The sequence below is a fragment of the Larkinella soli genome (assembly GCF_003703975.1).
Classification (GTDB): domain Bacteria; phylum Bacteroidota; class Bacteroidia; order Cytophagales; family Spirosomataceae; genus Larkinella; species Larkinella soli.
The window spans coordinates 30,736-48,417 of record NZ_QTJY01000014.1 but is presented as its reverse complement, the minus strand read 5'-3'; the positions used below and the strand labels follow the sequence as shown (position 1 = coordinate 48,417).

At 58.4% G+C, this 17,682-nt stretch carries 18 protein-coding genes and 1 tRNA gene; 10 read left to right on the top strand and 9 right to left on the bottom strand.

Annotation, left to right across the window (positions count from 1 at the left end; all coding sequences use genetic code 11):
- Positions 1 to 49 precede the first annotated feature (49 nt).
- Complete coding sequence (locus tag DX909_RS21860) at positions 50 to 568, top strand: RNA polymerase sigma factor (protein ID WP_128547357.1); 519 nt, start codon at positions 50 to 52, stop codon at positions 566 to 568.
- A complete protein-coding gene (locus DX909_RS21855) occupies positions 555 to 1,178 on the top strand; it encodes a hypothetical protein (protein ID WP_128547356.1) in 624 nt (207 codons plus the stop codon). The genes DX909_RS21860 and DX909_RS21855 overlap by 14 nt, the downstream gene beginning before the upstream one ends.
- A 130-nt stretch (positions 1,179 to 1,308) precedes the next feature.
- Here the strand turns inward: DX909_RS21855 and DX909_RS21850 are convergent, their stop codons facing one another.
- From DX909_RS21850 to DX909_RS21835, 4 genes are all read right to left on the bottom strand, one after another.
- Positions 1,309 to 1,653 (bottom strand): nuclear transport factor 2 family protein, encoded by a 345-nt coding sequence (locus DX909_RS21850; RefSeq protein WP_128547355.1) that lies wholly within the window; start codon positions 1,651 to 1,653, stop codon positions 1,309 to 1,311.
- Positions 1,654 to 1,902: 249 nt separating this feature from the next.
- On the bottom strand, positions 1,903 to 2,592 hold the full coding sequence (locus tag DX909_RS21845; RefSeq protein ID WP_128547354.1) for a hypothetical protein: 690 nt from the start codon (positions 2,590 to 2,592) through the stop codon (positions 1,903 to 1,905).
- Between the two features lie 14 nt (positions 2,593 to 2,606).
- The gene (locus tag DX909_RS21840; protein WP_128547353.1) at positions 2,607 to 2,966 is read right to left on the bottom strand and encodes a PadR family transcriptional regulator; all 360 of its coding nucleotides are present in this window, start codon (positions 2,964 to 2,966) and stop codon (positions 2,607 to 2,609) included.
- A 339-nt stretch (positions 2,967 to 3,305) separates the two neighbouring features.
- Positions 3,306 to 3,378: transfer RNA gene (locus tag DX909_RS21835), tRNA-Gly, on the bottom strand.
- A gap of 120 nt (positions 3,379 to 3,498) precedes the next feature.
- Between DX909_RS21835 and DX909_RS21830 the strand changes: the two genes are divergently transcribed.
- Positions 3,499 to 5,535 (top strand): OPT family oligopeptide transporter, encoded by a 2,037-nt coding sequence (locus tag DX909_RS21830; RefSeq protein WP_128547352.1) that lies wholly within the window; start codon positions 3,499 to 3,501, stop codon positions 5,533 to 5,535.
- A 47-nt stretch (positions 5,536 to 5,582) separates the two neighbouring features.
- Here the strand turns inward: DX909_RS21830 and DX909_RS21825 are convergent, their stop codons facing one another.
- Complete coding sequence (locus tag DX909_RS21825) at positions 5,583 to 7,193, bottom strand: serine hydrolase domain-containing protein (protein WP_128547351.1); 1,611 nt, start codon at positions 7,191 to 7,193, stop codon at positions 5,583 to 5,585.
- Between the two features lie 148 nt (positions 7,194 to 7,341).
- Between DX909_RS21825 and DX909_RS21820 the strand changes: the two genes are divergently transcribed.
- Positions 7,342 to 7,632, top strand: coding sequence for a hypothetical protein (locus DX909_RS21820; protein ID WP_128547350.1), 291 nt, complete (start codon positions 7,342 to 7,344; stop codon positions 7,630 to 7,632).
- A 12-nt stretch (positions 7,633 to 7,644) separates the two neighbouring features.
- Here the strand turns inward: DX909_RS21820 and DX909_RS21815 are convergent, their stop codons facing one another.
- Together DX909_RS21815 and DX909_RS21810 are read right to left on the bottom strand one after the other, a co-directional pair.
- Positions 7,645 to 8,064: an ester cyclase gene (locus DX909_RS21815; RefSeq protein ID WP_128547349.1), complete on the bottom strand. Its 420-nt coding sequence runs from the start codon at positions 8,062 to 8,064 to the stop codon at positions 7,645 to 7,647.
- Positions 8,065 to 8,234: 170 nt separating this feature from the next.
- Positions 8,235 to 9,245 (bottom strand): LLM class flavin-dependent oxidoreductase, encoded by a 1,011-nt coding sequence (locus DX909_RS21810; protein WP_128547348.1) that lies wholly within the window; start codon positions 9,243 to 9,245, stop codon positions 8,235 to 8,237.
- A gap of 227 nt (positions 9,246 to 9,472) precedes the next feature.
- Here DX909_RS21810 and DX909_RS21805 point away from each other — a divergent pair, with 227 nt between their 5' ends.
- Positions 9,473 to 9,973, top strand: a complete 501-nt coding sequence (locus DX909_RS21805; protein WP_128547347.1) for a DUF6265 family protein — start codon at positions 9,473 to 9,475, stop codon at positions 9,971 to 9,973.
- Here DX909_RS21805 and DX909_RS21800 read toward each other — a convergent pair.
- Positions 9,957 to 11,186, bottom strand: a complete 1,230-nt coding sequence (locus DX909_RS21800) for an outer membrane protein assembly factor BamB family protein (RefSeq protein WP_128547346.1) — start codon at positions 11,184 to 11,186, stop codon at positions 9,957 to 9,959. The genes DX909_RS21805 and DX909_RS21800 overlap by 17 nt on opposite strands.
- Before the next feature lie 136 nt (positions 11,187 to 11,322).
- Between DX909_RS21800 and DX909_RS21795 the strand changes: the two genes are divergently transcribed.
- The 4 genes from DX909_RS21795 (at position 11,323) to DX909_RS21780 (ending at position 15,223) form a co-directional block, all read left to right on the top strand.
- Positions 11,323 to 12,459: an MBL fold metallo-hydrolase gene (locus tag DX909_RS21795; protein WP_206513032.1), complete on the top strand. Its 1,137-nt coding sequence runs from the start codon at positions 11,323 to 11,325 to the stop codon at positions 12,457 to 12,459.
- 117 nt (positions 12,460 to 12,576) lie between these two features.
- Entirely contained in the window at positions 12,577 to 13,386 is an 810-nt protein-coding gene (locus DX909_RS21790; RefSeq protein WP_128547345.1) for an MlaE family ABC transporter permease, read from the top strand.
- Positions 13,376 to 14,164 carry an ABC transporter ATP-binding protein gene (locus DX909_RS21785; protein WP_229311147.1) on the top strand — a complete coding sequence of 263 codons (789 nt, stop codon included), beginning with the start codon at positions 13,376 to 13,378 and terminating at the stop codon, positions 14,162 to 14,164. The genes DX909_RS21790 and DX909_RS21785 overlap by 11 nt, the downstream gene beginning before the upstream one ends.
- A gap of 12 nt (positions 14,165 to 14,176) precedes the next feature.
- Positions 14,177 to 15,223, top strand: a complete 1,047-nt coding sequence (locus DX909_RS21780; protein WP_128547343.1) for an MlaD family protein — start codon at positions 14,177 to 14,179, stop codon at positions 15,221 to 15,223.
- A gap of 171 nt (positions 15,224 to 15,394) precedes the next feature.
- Here the strand turns inward: DX909_RS21780 and DX909_RS21775 are convergent, their stop codons facing one another.
- The gene (locus DX909_RS21775; protein WP_128547342.1) at positions 15,395 to 16,744 is read right to left on the bottom strand and encodes a neutral/alkaline non-lysosomal ceramidase N-terminal domain-containing protein; all 1,350 of its coding nucleotides are present in this window, start codon (positions 16,742 to 16,744) and stop codon (positions 15,395 to 15,397) included.
- A gap of 93 nt (positions 16,745 to 16,837) precedes the next feature.
- Between DX909_RS21775 and murI the strand changes: the two genes are divergently transcribed.
- On the top strand, positions 16,838 to 17,662 hold the full coding sequence (murI, locus tag DX909_RS21770; RefSeq protein ID WP_128547341.1) for a glutamate racemase: 825 nt from the start codon (positions 16,838 to 16,840) through the stop codon (positions 17,660 to 17,662).
- Positions 17,663 to 17,682: the final 20 nt, after the last annotated feature.

The window sequence follows — 17,682 nt, the reverse complement described above, 5'->3', positions numbered from 1 at the left end:
GCTACTAATTGGTTGAAATGGAATCAAAAAATCCTCAAGAACATGAATCATGACCGACCGGTTGGAGCAGACCTTTCTTGAACAGATCAACGATCACCTCGGAATCGCCCATAAGGTGTGCCGGATCTACTTTCAGGACCAGGAGGAGCGGGCCGATCTGTTGCAGGAGATGCTCTATCAGCTCTGGAAATCCTACCCGGACTTCGGCGGACGCTCCCGCTTCACCACCTGGATGTACCGGGTCTGCCTGAACACCGCTCTTGGCTGGCGGAAAAAATCGAAAAGAAAAGGATGGGAAAGCCTGGCCCTCCGGCACCAGCAGATCCCCGAACCGGCGGCTGACCCGGGGGAGGAACACCGGCAGGCCCTTTTTCGGGCGATTGCCACCTTATCCCCCCTGAACAAAGCCATTGTGTTCCTGTACCTCGACGAGGTAAGCTATGAAGAAATTGCCGGCATTACCGGCCTGACCCGATCCAACGTCAGTGTGCGGCTGGTACGGATCAAAAAAGAATTGGAACAGCAACTGAAAAACCAGACCGACTCTCCTTACAATGTCAACTCTTGATCAACTGAAAAAACACTGGGAGCCGTCCAATAAGGCAACCGCTTCCGTCCCGAAGGAATCCATCGACGAAGCTTCCCTCCGGAAAATAATTACCTCCAGGGTGCGGAAGCACACGAAGACCAGTTTCCATTATTTCTGGGCTTCCTTCACCCTGCAGATACTGGTCTACGCTCTATGCAGCCACCTGATTATCAGGCACTGGCCGGAGATGCAGATTCGCCTGCTGAGCCTGCTGGGAATTCTGCTCTACCTTCCCTTTACCATTGTCCTGATGAACCGGTTTCAGCGGGTGGCGAAAGGGCGGCTCAAGGGAAACGGGCCGTCTTCGATCCATGAGTATCTATCGGAGCAGTATCGCCTGCTGAACAGCTTTTTCACCTTCAAAAAGCGGTATGAAATGGCCCTTATCCCAATCAGTTCGGCCATTGGGGTTTTTCTGGTCTTTACCCTGTATGTCCCGGGCGGAGTGCAGGCGTTTCCGTCCGGCGCTATCCTCTGCTATGGCCTGACCCTGCTTTCCTGCTTTTTCGCGATACGCCACGAAAACCGGCGCAGCTTCGTCCAGCCGCTCCGGCAGCTCAGCAGCATTCTGGAAGAGTATCAGGAGTAAATCGTTGGGCGATGACACGTCAGGTTGTCGAGCATGAAAGTAACAGTCAAAAACTCAACCGTGAAAACGGGTGCAGTAACGATTGCCTGCGAAAAGAGGAAAGTATGAAGCTTCCGGCGAGTGTTACTGGTTAGTGTTCAATAACCATTTTCCGCACCTTTCCATTCTCGAAGCTGTAGATATGAAATAGTTGATTATCACTTAACAACTGACCCTGTAAATCTTTAACGACCTGGTGGACCTTGACGGCAATCTGACCTTCCGGTCTTAACTCAAACGAAAGAGGGTCTACCTTAGGATTGATTTGTTGCCATTGACGGAGCCAGTAAGCACGTACCTCATCGTGACCGGACAGATACCCGCCTTCCCACCCATTGGGCCAGGTTACATCGGTGTGCAGATGGGCTAATACGGCCTCCACATGGCGTTCGTTAAAATCCTGATAGAGCTGACGAAGCAAAGGTTGATTGTTCATAGTTCAGGGAATCGGATGTAATCTTTTCCGGATGGCCCAAAGCTAAGCCAGGTTTACTACGGTCGATCGTCGGCGGCAATTGAGATTTTAACGGATTTTCTTGAGCCGACTACCATTGAGTGGTTATAATCGAACGGGCCACCCCTCCATCGGCGGACGGTAGCTTGCTGAAAATCTGCCGGGCCGTTTACCAGAAATGCAAAAACGGCCCCCGAAAACCTTCGTATGTCCCTACTAGTCAATGCCGGATTAGCGGGTTTGATACCAGGAGTCCGGGTCGGTTTGCTGTGCGTAATCCAGGCACGCCAGATAGAACACGGCAAAGGTCGACCAAAGAACCGAATAACCGGGGCCTTGCAGGATGTGAGGTATTTCCAGGCTACTCAGGCCCAGGTAGCCCAGCAAGGCCCCAGACCACGGCAGAAAGGAAAGCCACGTCCGGAATAGACGCGGGAACCGCACGACGCCTACTTTTCTGACTATTGGGAAAATGCCTTGAAGCAGGAACCACGTCAGCATACCCACGGCAATCACACCTCCCAACTGAAAGGAGGTCCATACAACCGACCGTTGGATACCCCCTATAAAATCGGTTATGAGGCCGGAAAACAGGCCTGCTAGGGTAATAAAGCCGACCACCACCAGAGTTCGAAGTCGTTTTGGTCCGGAGAACCGGCTTTTAACCAGTCCCCACCAGTCCCGGAGCCCGCTTTTAAGAAAGCCCAACCGATACGTCCATTCCAGCTTCTGAAGGGCGATGGGACCTCCAAAATCCTGAACCGTCTGCGCCAATGCCTCGTCAAACGAAAGCGAGTCGGCCATTCGCGCTTCCACTGAAACAAGGAGGTGGTCCGTCATCTCTTCGATAAAGGCGGTTTCAATCAGGTGGCATTTCAGGGTCAGAAAGGAAACGACGGCAGCGTGTTGGTCCTGAGTCATCGGAGTAGGGTCGATTAAGAAGTGGGAAATTTGATCAAATCGCCTGGGAGTAGGATTCGTTGCAACTGATGAAGAAAATGCTCGATCTGACCGAGCCGAATGCCGGCCCTGCCTTGCTGATCGGGAGCAATGGCGTAATATTTTCGGGCCCGGCCATCGACTACCTGGGATTTGGTCGTCAGGATTCCTTCCGCTTCGAGTTTGTACAAAGCCGGATAGAGCGCCCCTTCGGTAATGCGGAGTTGCCCATCGGTGAGTTGCTTTACTTTTTGGCAGATCTCGTAGCCGTACATCCATTCGGTTTCCGAGAGCAATTTCAGGATAATGGCGTTAAGGCTGCCTTTGAGTAAGGGGTGCGAAGTCGTGTTCTCCATATGCAAATATACTAAATAGATATATACTACTATATCTTAGGTATATTTTTTACGGCGGCACCCGACCCAGCGTCTTTCGAAAAGAAACCGGTTGAAAAGAGATATATCCAGCTTAAAATTTGGATACCCATAGGCGGTTTTTAGCTACAGGCTACTGGTACAGGAGATTTACCGAGGACGAATTAGGAAAGAGGAATTAGCGCGGGCTCCCGGCGACGGCTGCCTTTTTTCTTCTGATCACCATGTTGTACCCAATGCTGAACCTCCCTCAGGTCAATACACAAAAAAAGCACTCAACTTTTCAGTTAAGTGCCTCAAGTACAGCGAGTACAGAATCCGAGCGGGAAATGGGTCTCGAACCCACGGCCTGCAGCTTGGGAAGCTGCCGCTCTACCAACTGAGCTACTCCCGCTTCTGATGTTGCAAATATTTAAAGAAACAACGTTAAAGTCAAGGTTTATTGTGTGATCGAGGGAATACCTTTTTTTCCTTCAAAAAAGTTCTTTCATTTGATCCAAACCTTGATTTGCCCATGGAGAAGCCCTCGACCGAGTTTAAACCCTATATTCCCGCTTCCGAATCTCCTGCCGAATTTACGTTTAAAGCCGTCGTCACGGGTGCCCTGTTCGGCGTGCTGTTCGGGGCCGCAACGGTGTATCTCTCCCTGAAAGCCGGGTTGTCGGTGTCGGCCTCCATCCCGATTGCGGTGCTGGCCATCTCGCTCGGGCGACGGTTTCTCAATACCACCATTCTCGAAAACAACATCATCCAGACCACCGGCTCGGCCGGGGAGTCCATTGCCTCAGGCGTCGTCTTTACGCTGCCGGGTTTTCTGTTTCTCTCCGACGGCATCGGCACCAGCTTTTTCAACTACTGGACCATTCTGACCCTGGCCATTCTGGGCGGCCTGCTCGGTACGCTCATGATGATTCCGCTGCGCCGGGCGCTGATCGTCGAAGAACACGGCAACCTGCCCTACCCGGAGGGCACGGCCTGCGGGTCGGTGCTGATCGCGGGCGAGCGGGGCGGAGATTTCGCCAAAACCGCCTACCAGGGCCTCGGGGTGGCGCTGGTATATGCCGTTTTACAAAAGGTGCTGCACGTCATCGCCGAGGTGCCGACCTGGGCCACCCGGCAGGCTAACCGGTATTTTCCGTCGGCGGTGGTCAGCGGGGAGATTACGCCTGAATACCTCGGCGTCGGTTACATCATCGGCTTCCGGATTTCGGCCGTTCTGGTCGGCGGGGGCATTCTGGCCTGGCTGGCACTGATTCCGCTGCTGGCGTCGCTGGTGCCGGCCGATACCATTGCGGCCCAACTGGTCAAATTCGCCTATATCCCGAATCTCCAGACCGCGGGTGGTCCCGGCGGCTGGAATCCGGCGACTCATACCTTCAACGACACCGCCGTAGCCATTTACCGGGCCTACATCCGCCAGATCGGGGCCGGGGCGGTGACGGCGGGCGGATTCATGACCCTGATCAAAACCATACCGACCATCGTAGCCTCCTTTAAACAGAGCTTCGGCTCCATCGGCGGGGCGGGGGAAAACGCCCGGATTCGCCGGACCGAGCAGGACCTTTCCATCCGGGTCGTGATTTTCGGCAGCCTGGCGCTGGTTGCCCTGATGATCATTCTGCCGCAGATTCCCGGCGACTCGCTGCTGACCAAGCTGCTGATCGGTATTCTGGTCATCATTTTCGGCTTCTTTTTCGTCACTGTCGCCAGCCGCATCGTGGGCATCATCGGCACCAGTTCGTCGCCGGTTTCGGGGATGACCATTGCCACCATTATGGGAACGGCGCTGGTATTCATCGGCTTCGGACTGACGGGGAAGGTTTACGAACCGGTCGTGCTGGTCGTCGGCGGGATGATCTGCATCGGGGCGGCTACGGCCGGAGCCACCTCACAGGACCTGAAAACCGGCTATCTGGTGGGAGCAACGCCCCGGTATCAGCAGATGGCGCTGTTCGTCGGCGTCATCGTCTCCTCGCTGGCGATCGGAGCCACTATCAAGGTGCTCGACACGCCCACCCCCGACCTGGTGGCGCAGGGCATCACCCACGCCATCGGGAGTGACCGGTTTCCGGCTCCGCAGGGTACGTTGATGGCGACGCTCATCAAGGGGCTGCTGTCGTTCAACCTCGACTGGCAGTTCGTGCTGGTAGGGGCGTTCATGTCGTTCGTCGTTGAAATCTGCGGGGTCAGTGCCCTGGCCTTTGCAGTCGGTCTCTATCTGCCGCTGTCGACCACGCTGCCTATTTTTGCCGGCGGCTGTATGAAGGCGCTGGTCGACTGGAACTCCCAACGGAAGGGCATCGTCGAGGAAGAGGCCGACCTGGGGCGCGGAAACCTGTTCTCAACCGGCCTGGTGGCCGGCGGGGCGCTGGCCGGAGTGGCCGTGGCCCTGCTCTCCGTCAACGAATCCATCTATAACGGGCTGGCTCGCCTGACGCTCGAACCGGCGCTGACCGGGGCGCTGGGTGAAGAAGGCTTCCAACTGCTGGGTGCCCTGTTCTTCGCGGCTCTGGCCGTGATCCTGTACCGGGTAGCTACCCGGCGGGTTTAATCAGCGAAAAGGCCTGGAACACACCGGGCCTTTTCGTTTCATTCCGCCTATTTCCCTGTCTCCGGGACGGCGCCCTGCATCAGTCGGCCTTCCAGCACCGGCCGGGTTTCCTTTGTGTCCGGATTCAGAATAGCGAGGCTCTTCCTGAACTCCACCCGGATGGCGTCGTCGTCAAACCGGCAGTTCACCGTGTCGTAATGGGCGGTTTCGATAAAGCGCCACGTCATGGCGAAAGTTTTGTCGTCGATCCAGGCTCCGCTGCCGGCGGTTTTCGTCTTAGCTTCGCCCGGAACCGGCGTGTTGACCAGCTTGATGGGGTTGGCCGACAGGCTGGTTTCGGCTTTCTGCCACTGACCGAGGCCGCAGGTCACCCGGTGTTCACCCTGTTCATCGCGCACCGTGAACACGCAGGCGTTCGGTTTGAAAGCAAGCGATACGGTTTTGATCTTCAACGGGTTATCGGCCATCTGGAACGATTTTCCATTGATCCGGGCCGCCACCGGCGAGCCGGGCCGGCCGACCGGTACGGGCAGGGTTAGCGAAGCCAGTTTCTGCTTCAGTTCAGGTTGGGGTTTGCCCCCGGCGGTGTCCTGCAGGGCCGGCAGCAGGTGGTTCCAGAGGTTGTCCAGAATGGCCTGCATATCCCCGGTTTCGCTGGTGATCGCCACGACGGTATCCTGCTTCGGCATGACGATGCAATACTGCCCGAAGGCGCCGTCTCCCCGGTAGGCCCCGTTGCGGCAGCGCCAGAACTGATAGCCGTAACCCTGAAGCCAGTCGTTTTCTTCCTTCTTCCGTGAGCCGCCTTTCGACTGGATATGGGAGCGCGTGGCCTCCTCGACCCAGGCTTCCGGCAGGATGCGTTTGCCCTTCCAGACCCCTTTCTGAAGATATAGCTGCCCGAACTTAGCGATGTCTTCGGTCCGGACGCGTAGCCCCCAACCGCCCGTGTTGATGCCGTTGGGGTCGGTTTCCCAGTCGGCGCCTTCAATACCCAGCGGCTCGAACAGCCGGGGTTTGAGGTAGGCCAGCACCGTCTGGCCGGTCAGCTTCTGAACGATGGCCGACAGCATGTAGGTAGCCCCGCTGTTGTAGATGAAAAACGTCCCCGGCTCATGTTCTACCGGCTGCGCCAGAAAAGCCCTGATCCAGTTTTTATTCGACCCCGACCGAAGCGAAGAGGTCGTGTCCTTGTCATGCCCGGTCGACATGCTGAGCAGGTCGCGAACCCGCATGGCGGCCAGGTTCGGACTGATCGTGGCCGGAAGGTCCTCCGGGAAGAAGGAGACCACCTTGTCGTCCACCTTTAGCCGCCCTTCGGCCACGGCCAGTCCGACGGCGGTCGACGTAAAGCTTTTGCTGAGTGAATAGAGCGTATGTTTCAGGTCCGGCGCATAGGGCGCCCACCAGCCTTCGGCCACCACCTGCCCGTGCCGCACGACCATCAGGCTGTGCAGGTTCAGTTTGCCCGCTTCGACGGCGTTCACGAAGTTAAGAATACCGGTCGATGCGACGCCCTGCGATTCGGGCAGGCTGCGTGGCAGCTGCCGGGTTTTGAAGGGCGCGCCCCAGGCCGAAGCGGGCAGGCTTCCGGCCACCGAAAAGCCGGCGACACCCAGGCCGAGGTGCCGGAGAAAAGTTCTGCGGGTTGAGAGCATGTCAGGGGGTTTGGAATAAGTTTACATTAAAAGTAAACATAAACACGTGAACAGTCATGCGGTCGGCCCGGTTAAATAAAACAGGGGAGAGCGCCGGATGCTGCGTCCCTCCCCGTTTTACTCAACTAACCCTATTTCAACTAACCCAATGCGTGCGGTTTTGCTACTTCTTGCCGGCTGCCTGTCGGCCGGTGTCGGTTTCGCGCAGGATTCGATCCGGAAAGCCCCGACGACCATTGCGCCGGTCGTGACGCCCTCCAACAGCGCCCCGTTAACGAGTCCGGCGGCTGATCCAACGATTCAGACCGGTAAGGGAAATCAGTCGGGCGGCCGAAAGCGCCGGGTCCGGACCGTTCCGCCGAGCGATCCAAATGCGTTCGGTGTGGGTGTAACGATCGAAAAAGCGGACTCTACCCGGCGTAAACGGCCGAAAGACTGACCGGTCGCGCAGTCAGCCCTCGGCGGGCTGGAGTTTCGCACCCAGTTGCAGCACCCGCCCGAGGTCGTCGGCGTTCCGCCAGGTTTCCTCGACGATGCCGTCCACGATGTGATGGATGAACGTGGCCGTAAACTTCTGCCGGCGCCCGAAGGAAGGGATGCCCAGAAATTTCTCCTGAAGGCACGAGTTGGTGGCCCGGACCACCACCTTGTCGCCTTCGGCGATGACGTCCTCGACGGTCCACTCCTGTTCGATCCGCCCGAAGGTGCCGAACAGCATCCGCAGACCGTCCGGTCCGGGCGGCAGCCCCGGCGCTCCGCCGTGCATCGTCCAGGTCGGGGAGGTCATTTCGCAGAGTTCCTCTACTTTGTGTTCACTCACCAGTTGCAGCCACCGCCGGGCAATCTCCTTGTTTCTCTCCGTGGTCGTCATCAGAAAAAATGGTGTGGATATGTGTTGTAAACTCGTTTTCGCTCAGGCTATATCCAAAGGTACGGACCGGCTTTTCACGGAAAGGGCAGCGAACGATCCGCCCGAACGAAACACCGCATCGGGCGGCTCAACTACCCCGTTGACGGTACGAATTTCTTTCCTTCCATTCTTTAAACGCCAACCCCTTTCAGTTCGAACACCCCTGCCAGCAGCCGGTAGGACTCCAGCCGTTCCTCAAAATCGGCCGCCACGTTGACCAGCAGGACCTCCTCCACGGCGTATTGGTCGGCGAGGGCCAGCAATCCGCTTTTTACCTCTTCGGGGCTGCCCATGATCATCCGTCGGCGATTGTACTGGATGCGGGCTTCTTCGCCGGGGGAGTAGTCGGCGGCTTTGATGTCGTCGTAATCAAAGGACGTGATTCGGCCGCGGGTTTCCAGCTGGAGGAAACGGTGGTCGGTCAGGGCTTGCTGCCGTTGCACCTGCCCGGGGTCTTCGGAGCAGAAAACGAACACCGCCACGTTGGCCTGGGGCTGTTCCAGATTTTCGGACGCCTGGAACCGCTCCCGGTAATGCTGCACGGCCTCGGAGCCGCCGTTCGGATTGATAAAGTGGGCGAAGGAGAAACCCATCCCGAAATGAGCCGCCAGCACCGCGCTGTGACCGCTGGAACTGAGAATCCACTGTGCCGGGACGGAGGGCGGTACCGGCATGGCCCGGACCCTGGCCTGCACGCTGGCCGGGTCGTAGCGGTCATTGAGGTAGTTCTGAAGGTCGAACAGCTGCTGCACGAAATCCTGTTCGCTGAACGTATTGGTCGGGTTCAGGACGCCGGCCGTCAGCCGGTCGCCACCGGGCGCACGGCCTACGCCGAGGTCGATGCGGCCGGGGAACAGAGCTTCGAGCATCCGGAAATTTTCGGCCACTTTCAGGGCGCTGTAATGGGGCAGCATGACCCCGCCTGAGCCGAGCCGGATGGTGCTGGTCTGGCCGGCCAGGTGGGCGATCAGGATTTCGGGCGTGGTGCCGGCAAGCACCGTCGTATTGTGGTGTTCGGCCACCCAGAACCGGGTGTATCCCAGTTCGTCGGCCAGTTTGGCGAGGGCGACCGTCTCCTGCAGGGCTTCCCGGGCGTTGCTGCCCTTGCGGATCGGCGATTGGTCTAAAACACTTAATTGCATGGTGATTCCGGTTGTATCGGAAAACCACTCCAGGCGGTTTTCATTTTAGCCAGAACAGTTACATCAAGACAAAAGGTGCCTGCGGGGATTTCCTTTTTCTTCCTGGAAAAGGGCCTGGTCCCGGCGGCTTCCGGAAAAACGGGGCGGAAATCCTCCGGCGGGTGTGGTGAGAAACCGTCGCCGTTTTCCTTTATCTTGCGCGGATAAACCCTATTTCCCTTACTTCAATGAAAAACCGTTTTTCGATTCTTTGCCTGCTGGGCGTTCTGGCCGCCTTTACGGGGTACGCCCAGACCGCATCCAAAACCGCTACGCTGGCTGATGTAGGTTTTATGGAAGGCCACTGGAGAGGCACCTTCAACGGCGGCCCCATCGAAGCCGTCTGGATCGCACCCGCCGGCGACAACCTCACCGGGTTTATGCGGATGATGAAGGGCGACAAGGTGAGCATGTACGAAATGCTGATCTTCGAACAAACCGAACGCGGCCCGGTCGTGCTCGTCAAACATTTTAAACCGGGTCTGGTCGGGCAGGAGGAGAAAGACGTCTCCGACCGGTACAAGTTCATCGAAGCCAAAAAGAACCACGCCCTGTTCGAGAAGGAAGACGGCTCCATCCGGATCATTTACGAACGGCGGTCGGACGATCAGCTCGTCATTCAGCGCGGCAATCAGGAAGGCGGCAAGTGGGCGTTCAAAGACCTGTTCGTCTTCAGCCGCGTGAAATAAGGCAGTAGACTGCTCCGTCCATGCTGCTGAAAAGCAGCCGGTTCCCTGCCAGGGTCGGTGCCGAAAAAACGGCACCGACCTGATTATATAATTGCAGAAAATCTTCCGGCACCCGGATGATGGTCTGAATATCGGGCCGGAAGCTGTCGTCGTCCCGGAAATACCGGCTGCGATTCCGTTTGTAGCCGTCCGTCGTGAAGGTCCAGCGGATCGTGCCGGTTTTTCGATCCAGCGCCAGCAGTTTCCCCATCAGCGTGCCGACGAAGAGCGTCGTCGGTGAGAAGGCGCTGCCCCCGAAAATGTTGAATTTCGTATCCGTCCGCCAGTATTCGCGGCCCGTCCGTCCGTCGAGGGCCACCAGGAGCCGGTCGTCGGAGGTACCGACGTACAGCACGGTGTCGCGGACGCTCAGGGCGGTGGCCCAGCCGAGGGGAAAGGCCTTGTTCCAGTGTCCGTAGCCGGCCTGCGCATCGACGGCGTAGAGGTTGTAGTCGCGGCTGCCGATGTATACCAGCCCGTTGGCCGCCACGGGCGAGCCCTGCATCTCGCCTTTCGGGAAATACCGGTGCCCCACCGATTTGAATTTCCAGAGCAGCGTCCCGGTCTGCGCGTTCAGCGCATAGAGATTTCCGTCCGACGAGCCGATGAACAGCCGGTCGTCCTGCACGACCGGGCTGGTGTGGACGATGTCGCCGGTGGGGTAGCTCCAGACCAGTTTCCCGGTATCGGCGTCGACGGCATAGACGCGGCCGTCGCCCGAACCGAAACAGACGAGGTTCCGATACAGCAGGGGCGAGGAGTGGTAGTAATCGGCAAAATCGTATTTCCGTTCGCCCAGAATACCGCCCAGTGTCTGAAACCGCCACCGCACCCGGCCGGAGCCGGCTTCCAGGGCATACAAAACGGCATTTCCGCCGACAAAGAAAATCAGGTCGTTATGCAGGCAGGCCGTCGAGCGAATGGAGCCGCCGATTTTCCGGGTCCAGACGGGTCGGCCGGTGTCGAGGTCGATGGCGTAGAAGGTGCTGTCGAGACTGCCGACATACGCCACCTGATTCCGGACGACCGGAGAAGCCACCACCGGCCCGCCGGTCTGAAATTTCCATTGCAGCGCCGGCTCCCTGGCCAGGCCGGCGGCCGGGTCAGCGACGGTCTGGCCGAAGCAGAACGGAATCGGGCAAAGAATCAGGAGAGCCAGCAGAGCGTTTTTCATGGGCCGGAGGGGGTGAGTTCCAGCCGGTCAAGATACTGGAAGATTTCGAAATCTGCCCCCACCCTGAATGGGGGAGGAACCGCCGGGCCTCTTCTTCGTGTTCATCCATCCGGTAGTTCCCACCGCTTCCTTCACAATGAGAAAAGCTTTCAAAATCATGGCCCTTGTCACTCTCTCCCTGCTGGCGCTGATCGCGCTGGGCACCGTTGCCTTCGTCAATCTGGCGCCACAGTTCGGCGCGGCCGCCACCGGCGAGCGCCTGAAGCGCATGCAGGCATCCCCGAACTTCAAAGACGGCACCTTTCAGAACCTGGTCCCGACCAGCCTCGACCTCTCCTTCCTGGAAGGAGCGAAGGCGGCCTGGCAGATGCTGCGGGGCACCGACGACTCGGAGCCGAAAGCCACGATTCAGACCGTTCCGCTGGATGTGAAGCGGTTGGAAGGGGCCGGCGATCCGGATCATGTCGCCGTCGCCTGGTTCGGCCACTCGTCGCTGCTGATCCGGATGGGCGGGAAAACCTTTCTGACCGACCCGGTGCTGGTGGGGGAGCGGGTGTCGATGGTGTCCATGGTCGGCCCGAAGCGGTTTCCGTACGACCATTACATCGGGCTGGACGAACTGCCGAAAGTGGATGCCGTCCTGATGTCGCACGATCATTACGACCACCTCGACTACCCGACCTTCGTTCGATTGAAAGAGCGGGCCGAGCGGTTTTTCGTCCCGCTGGGCGTGGGCGCCCACCTCGAAAAATGGGGCATCCCCGCCGACCGGATCACGGAACTGGACTGGGATGAATCCGTCCAATTTGGTACTCTGACGCTGGTTTGTGCGCCTTCCCGGCATTTTTCCGGGCGCGGGCTGACCAATCGGAACAGCACGCTCTGGTGTTCGTGGGTGCTGAAGGGCGAAAACCGCCGGGTGTACTTCGGGGGCGATTCGGGGTATTATCCCGGCTTCAAAACCATCGGTGAAAAATACGGGCCCTTCGATCTGGCCCTGCTGGAGTGCGGGGCCTATAATGAGAAGTGGATCGACATCCACATGCTGCCCGAACAAACCGCCCAGGCCCAGCTTGACGTTCGGGCCGAGGTGCTGATGCCCATCCACTGGGCGAAATTCAATCTGGCCCTCCATCCCTGGCGCGACCCCATCCGGCGCCTGACCCAACGGGCCGCCCAGCTGGGCTCCCGGCTGGCCACCCCGCGCATCGGCGAGGTTCTGGTTCTGGGTGAACCGGTTCCGACGGCGCCCTGGTGGGAGTCCATCCCCTGAGGCTCTCCGCCGTTCTTTTTTGGGTAGGATCCATTGTACTCAGTAACAAATCAAAACTTGTATTGCCAAATCAGGTTTATAGCATATTCGTGTTTAAATAATGCATCTACCCACAGGATGGATTCGACAAATACAAATCAGGCGACGTCTGAGAAGCCGGTGGTATCCGGGCGTCTGGATAAAATTTTTCTGAATTTAAGTGATGTAGCCAGCTTTATAACCCACTTCTTCAGGGAGGTATTGGTGCCCCCCTACGAAGGGCGTGAGATCATCCGACAGTGTTACGAGGTCGGCGTACGTTCGTTACCGTTGCTTTCCCTGACCGGCTTCATCACCGGCATCGTCTTTACGAACCAGTCGAGGCCGTCGCTGGCTACCTTCGGGGCCACTTCCTGGTTACCGTCTCTGATCGCCATTGCGCTGGTTCGGGCCCTTTCTCCGCTGGTGACGGCGCTGATCGCGGCCGGGCGGGTCGGTTCGAACATCGGCGCCGAACTGGGCTCCATGCGGGTCACCGAGCAAATCGACGCCATGGAAGTTTCGGCGACCAACCCGTTCAAATTTCTGGTGGTGAGCCGTGTCCTGGCGACGACGATCACGATTCCGATTCTTTCCCTGTATTTCTCGCTGGTCGGGATGCTGGGGTCGTATCTGAACGTTCACCAGAATGAAGAAACGAGCTTTCTGACGTTCATCGAACAGTTTTTCAGCTCCATTACTTTTCTGGACATCAACTCGGCGGTCATCAAGGCGACCGTGTTCGGCTTCACGATCGGTGTGGTCGGCTGTTACAAGGGCTACCATTCCTCCAAGGGGACGGAGGGCGTCGGGCGGGCCGCCAATTCCGCCGTGGTGACCTCGATGTTTATCATATTCATTGAAGAACTTCTGATCCTCCAAATCGTCAATGCAATCCGTGCCAGCTAATCAGATAAAGCCCCAGAGAACGGAGGAAAGCCGGCCGTCGGCCGTGATTGCCATCCGGGGGCTGAAGATTTCCTTCGGGGATCTGCACGTACTTCGGGGTGTCGATCTGGACCTTTACCAGGGGGAGAACCTCGTGGTGCTGGGGCGGTCCGGCACCGGGAAGTCGGTGTTGATCAAGATCATCGCCGGGTTGCTCCGGCCCGATTCCGGGGAGGTGGATGTGCTCGGACAGAACGTCGACCAGCTCTCCGCCCGGGAATTGGACACGCTGCGGCTGAAGATCGGGTTTTCGTTCCAGAACAGTGCCCTCTACGACAGTATGACCGTACGGGAAAACCTGGAGTTTCCGCTGATCCGGAACGTCCGGAACCTGTCGCGCCAGGAGATCAACCGGTCGGTGGAGGAAGCGCTGGACGACGTGGGCCTGAAGCAGACCATCAACCAGATGCCGTCGGAGCTGTCGGGCGGGCAGCGGAAGCGGATCGGGATCGCCCGGACGCTCATTCTGAAACCGGAAATCATGCTCTACGACGAGCCGACCGCCGGGCTGGACCCGATCACCTCCAGCGAAATCAATAACCTGATCAACGAAGTCAAAGAAAGACATAATACCTCGTCCATCGTCATCACCCACGACCTCACCTGCGCTAAAACCGTCGGCGACCGCATCGCCATGCTGCTCGACGGCCGGTTTGAACAGGTCGGTACTTTTGAGGAAGTATTTGCGGCTGACGATGAGCGTGTTAAACAATTTTATGATTATAAGTTCGTGGATTGATACCAAACGCATATGAAAGCAGGAGAAAATAAACGGGCAGTTACCGTCGGTATTTTTGTTGCGATAGGGGTTGTGATCCTGGTAGTGGGAATCATGGTCCTGGGCGGCCAGCAGAAACGGTTCATCAAAAGCATCCGGATCAACACCGTCTTCAACGACGTGGGTGGTTTGCAGGTCGGCAATAACGTGTGGTTTTCGGGCGTGAAGATCGGAACCGTCCGAAAGATCCAGTTCTACGGTACCTCGCAGGTGGAGGTTACGATGAACATCGAGCAGGACGTACAGCAGTATATCCGAAAAGACGCCCAGGCCACGATTAGCACCGACGGTCTGATCGGGAACAAAATCGTCGAGATCATCGGAGGAAGCCCACGGGCACAGCCGGTTCAGGAAGGGGATCTGTTGGGCGCCAAGGAGGCCCTCGATACCGATGCCATGCTGGAAACGCTTCAGGAAAATAACCGCAACCTCCTGAGAGTGACCACCGACGTGAAGAATATCGTCGGTGAGATCACGAAGGGCCGGGGGGTAGCCGGGGCCATGCTGAAAGACGACCGGATGGCCGACCGCTTCCGGTCGACGCTGGCCAATCTGGAATCGGCTTCGGTCAATGCGGCCAAAGTATCCGGGTCCCTGTCGACGTTTTCGGCCAAGCTGAACAACCGCGAAGGGCTTGCCAATCAACTGGTCTCCGACACGACGGTTTTCCACGATCTGCGGGTATCGTCGTCCCGGCTGCGTCAGGCATCGGCGAGCGCCATCGACATTGCCGACAACGTCAAGCAGGCCAGCAACCGGCTCAACAGCAAGAACAGCGCCATCGGGCTGCTGCTGAACGACGAGAGCGTCAACAGCGACCTGAAAAATACCATCCATAACCTCGAAAGCAGCAGTGAGAAGCTGGACGAAAACATGAAGGCCCTGCAGAGCAACTTCCTGTTCCGGGGTTATTTCCGCCGGAAAGCCAAAGCCAAACAAAAGGAGGCCGAAGCGCAGAAGAAAGCCGAGGAGCAGAAGAACGTTGCCGCGAGCCAGCCCGGCGAAACCACCCAGGAGTAAGGCCCCCGGATGCGTAGTCCTCCCGGTAGCCTTGTCATCCCGACACAGGAGGGATCTTGCGGCTGAATGTTCCATCTGACCGGGCGTCGAAGCACAAGGTCCCTCCTGCGTCGGGATGACAAAGCTACTGCCGGTGCCGGTCATGACGGCAAATGGGCCTGAATTACCGCCTTACAGCCGGCCGATCAGGCCGGTCAGCATTTCCGTGAAGTAGGCCCCGTTGTAGGGGCCGAACCAGTTCATGGTCCGGATTTCGTAAGACGTTTTGTGGTAATATTTGTCGGGGGTGATGTAACCGACGTACCCGCCGTTGAAGCTGGTCACCATAAGGTTCAGCCCTTTCCGGTCGGCGGCCGGTTTTAGCCCGGCCACCAGTTCACCTGAGAAGTCGCAGGGCGTTCCGAGCAGCACCGTCCGGCCGATCCGGAGGGCCTTCAGGTCGGAAGGAAAATCGCCGTAGACGGTGTGAAACAGCCAGGGGCGAACGCGCCAGCCGTCCGTCACCCGGGCGTGCGGTTCCCGAAGGCCCAGCGGCAGGGTCAGCATCTCCAGCGTACTGTCGGGACGAGTGGGAAACGAAGCCAGGGCCGGCGTAATCCGGGCCGTCAGACTGTCGGCATAGGCGCCGATCACCTTCAGATCGTCGGGACTGTCGGGAACCCGGGGCGAAGTACTGCCGACGGCACCCGCCAGAAAAGCCACGAAGCCGCCGGACTCCTTTTCGAGCCGGTCGACCAGAGCGCCCGGATAATCCCGGCTCAGCGGCTGGTAATTCATAGCGTGAAAAATCGTGGCATGGGCCGAATACGAGCAGAGCAGCGCCGACGAACCGTCCGGCTTTTTAAATTTCAGCAACCGGACGGGCCGGTCGACCGGCCCGTCCCGGTTCAGCCGGTTGTTGATCAGATCCGGGGCTTCCACTTCCTGGTAGCCGATTTCCGCAGGAGCCAGATTTTGCTGTGCTGCTGTAATCGACTTCAGAATAGCGTCGGTGAGGTGAGTCACGATGCGCTCCTCATATTCTCCGGCGAATAGCCCGCCTACCAGGCCGGGAGCCCAGCCGCCGAGGCTATTGTGCGAATGAATGGCCCCGGTGTAGACTTCCTCCCATCGAAAACCGATGTCCGGCAATCTCCTTTTGAGCTGTTCCGTCACGGTGGGGGGCGTAATCAGTAAATCCAGCGCGATTACGGCTATCTTTGCGCTACCGTTGTCCAGTACGATGGTCCGGACGTAGACCGAGTCGTGCACGGTGGTCCAGTGTTTACCTCGCCGGACGCCGTAGCCGCCCGTTGGAGTGGTGTAGGGCGGAGTGATGTTGATTTTGGACCAGCCGGCCCGCAGGGCGGTTTTGGGTCGGGGAGGGGCGGGCAGGCTCGCCAGCCTTCGGCGGGTTTGGGCGTAGTAGTCGGTTTGCTGGTAGGGGGTGTCGTCGACGGGCGCCACGCTGACCGCCACAAACAAAACAACGGCCAGAAGCAGACCCAGGAGGACTTTTAATAAGACACGAAAAAATTTCATCGATTCCGCTTTGCCCGCAAAGGTCGTTAAGAATTCGGTAGCGATTGCAGCCCGGAGCGGTCTTTGCGTTCAGGAAATCTGTTTTTGGTAAAAATGCCTGATTATCAGCCTATCGGTGTGTTCGATTCCGGCTACGGCGGCCTGACCGTCCTGAAGTCCATCGTTCATCAGCTGCCGCAGTATGATTATGTCTATCTGGGCGACAATGCCCGGACGCCCTATGGCACCCGGTCATTCGACACGGTGTATCAGTATACGCTGGAATGTGTGCAGCATCTGTTCGCGATGGGCTGCCGGCTGGTGATTCTGGCCTGCAACACGGCCTCGGCCAAGGCTCTCCGGAACATCCAGCAGCTCGACCTGCCGCGCATCGCCCCCGACCGGCGGGTGCTCGGCGTCATCCGCCCCACGACCGAAGTGGTGGGAAATTATTCAAAGTCCGGTCATATCGGCATCCTGGCGACCCGCGGAACGGTAACTTCGGAATCCTACGTGGTGGAGATCGATAAGTTTTTTCCGGGCCTGCATGTCTATCAGGAAGCCTGTCCGATGTGGGTGCCGCTGGTGGAGAACGGCGAGCATGGGGCGCCCGGGGCCGATTACTTCGTCCGCCAGCACCTCGACCGGCTGCTTGCAAAGTCGCCGGAGATCGACACCCTGCTGCTGGCCTGCACTCATTACCCGCTGCTGCTGCCTAAGATTCGTCAGTTTGCGCCGGAAGGCATCGCCCTTCTGAGCCAGGGTGAAATTGTCGCCGACAGCCTTAAAAACTACCTGCATCGCCACCCCGAAATCGACGAGCAGTGTAGTCGGGGCCGCACGCTGCGCTTCTTCACCACCGACTCCCCCGACGACTTCGAACGCCAGGCCGGCCTGTTCTGGGACACACCGGTGCGGGCCGAGCGGCTGAAGCTGTGAGACCACCCCCCGGCCCCCTC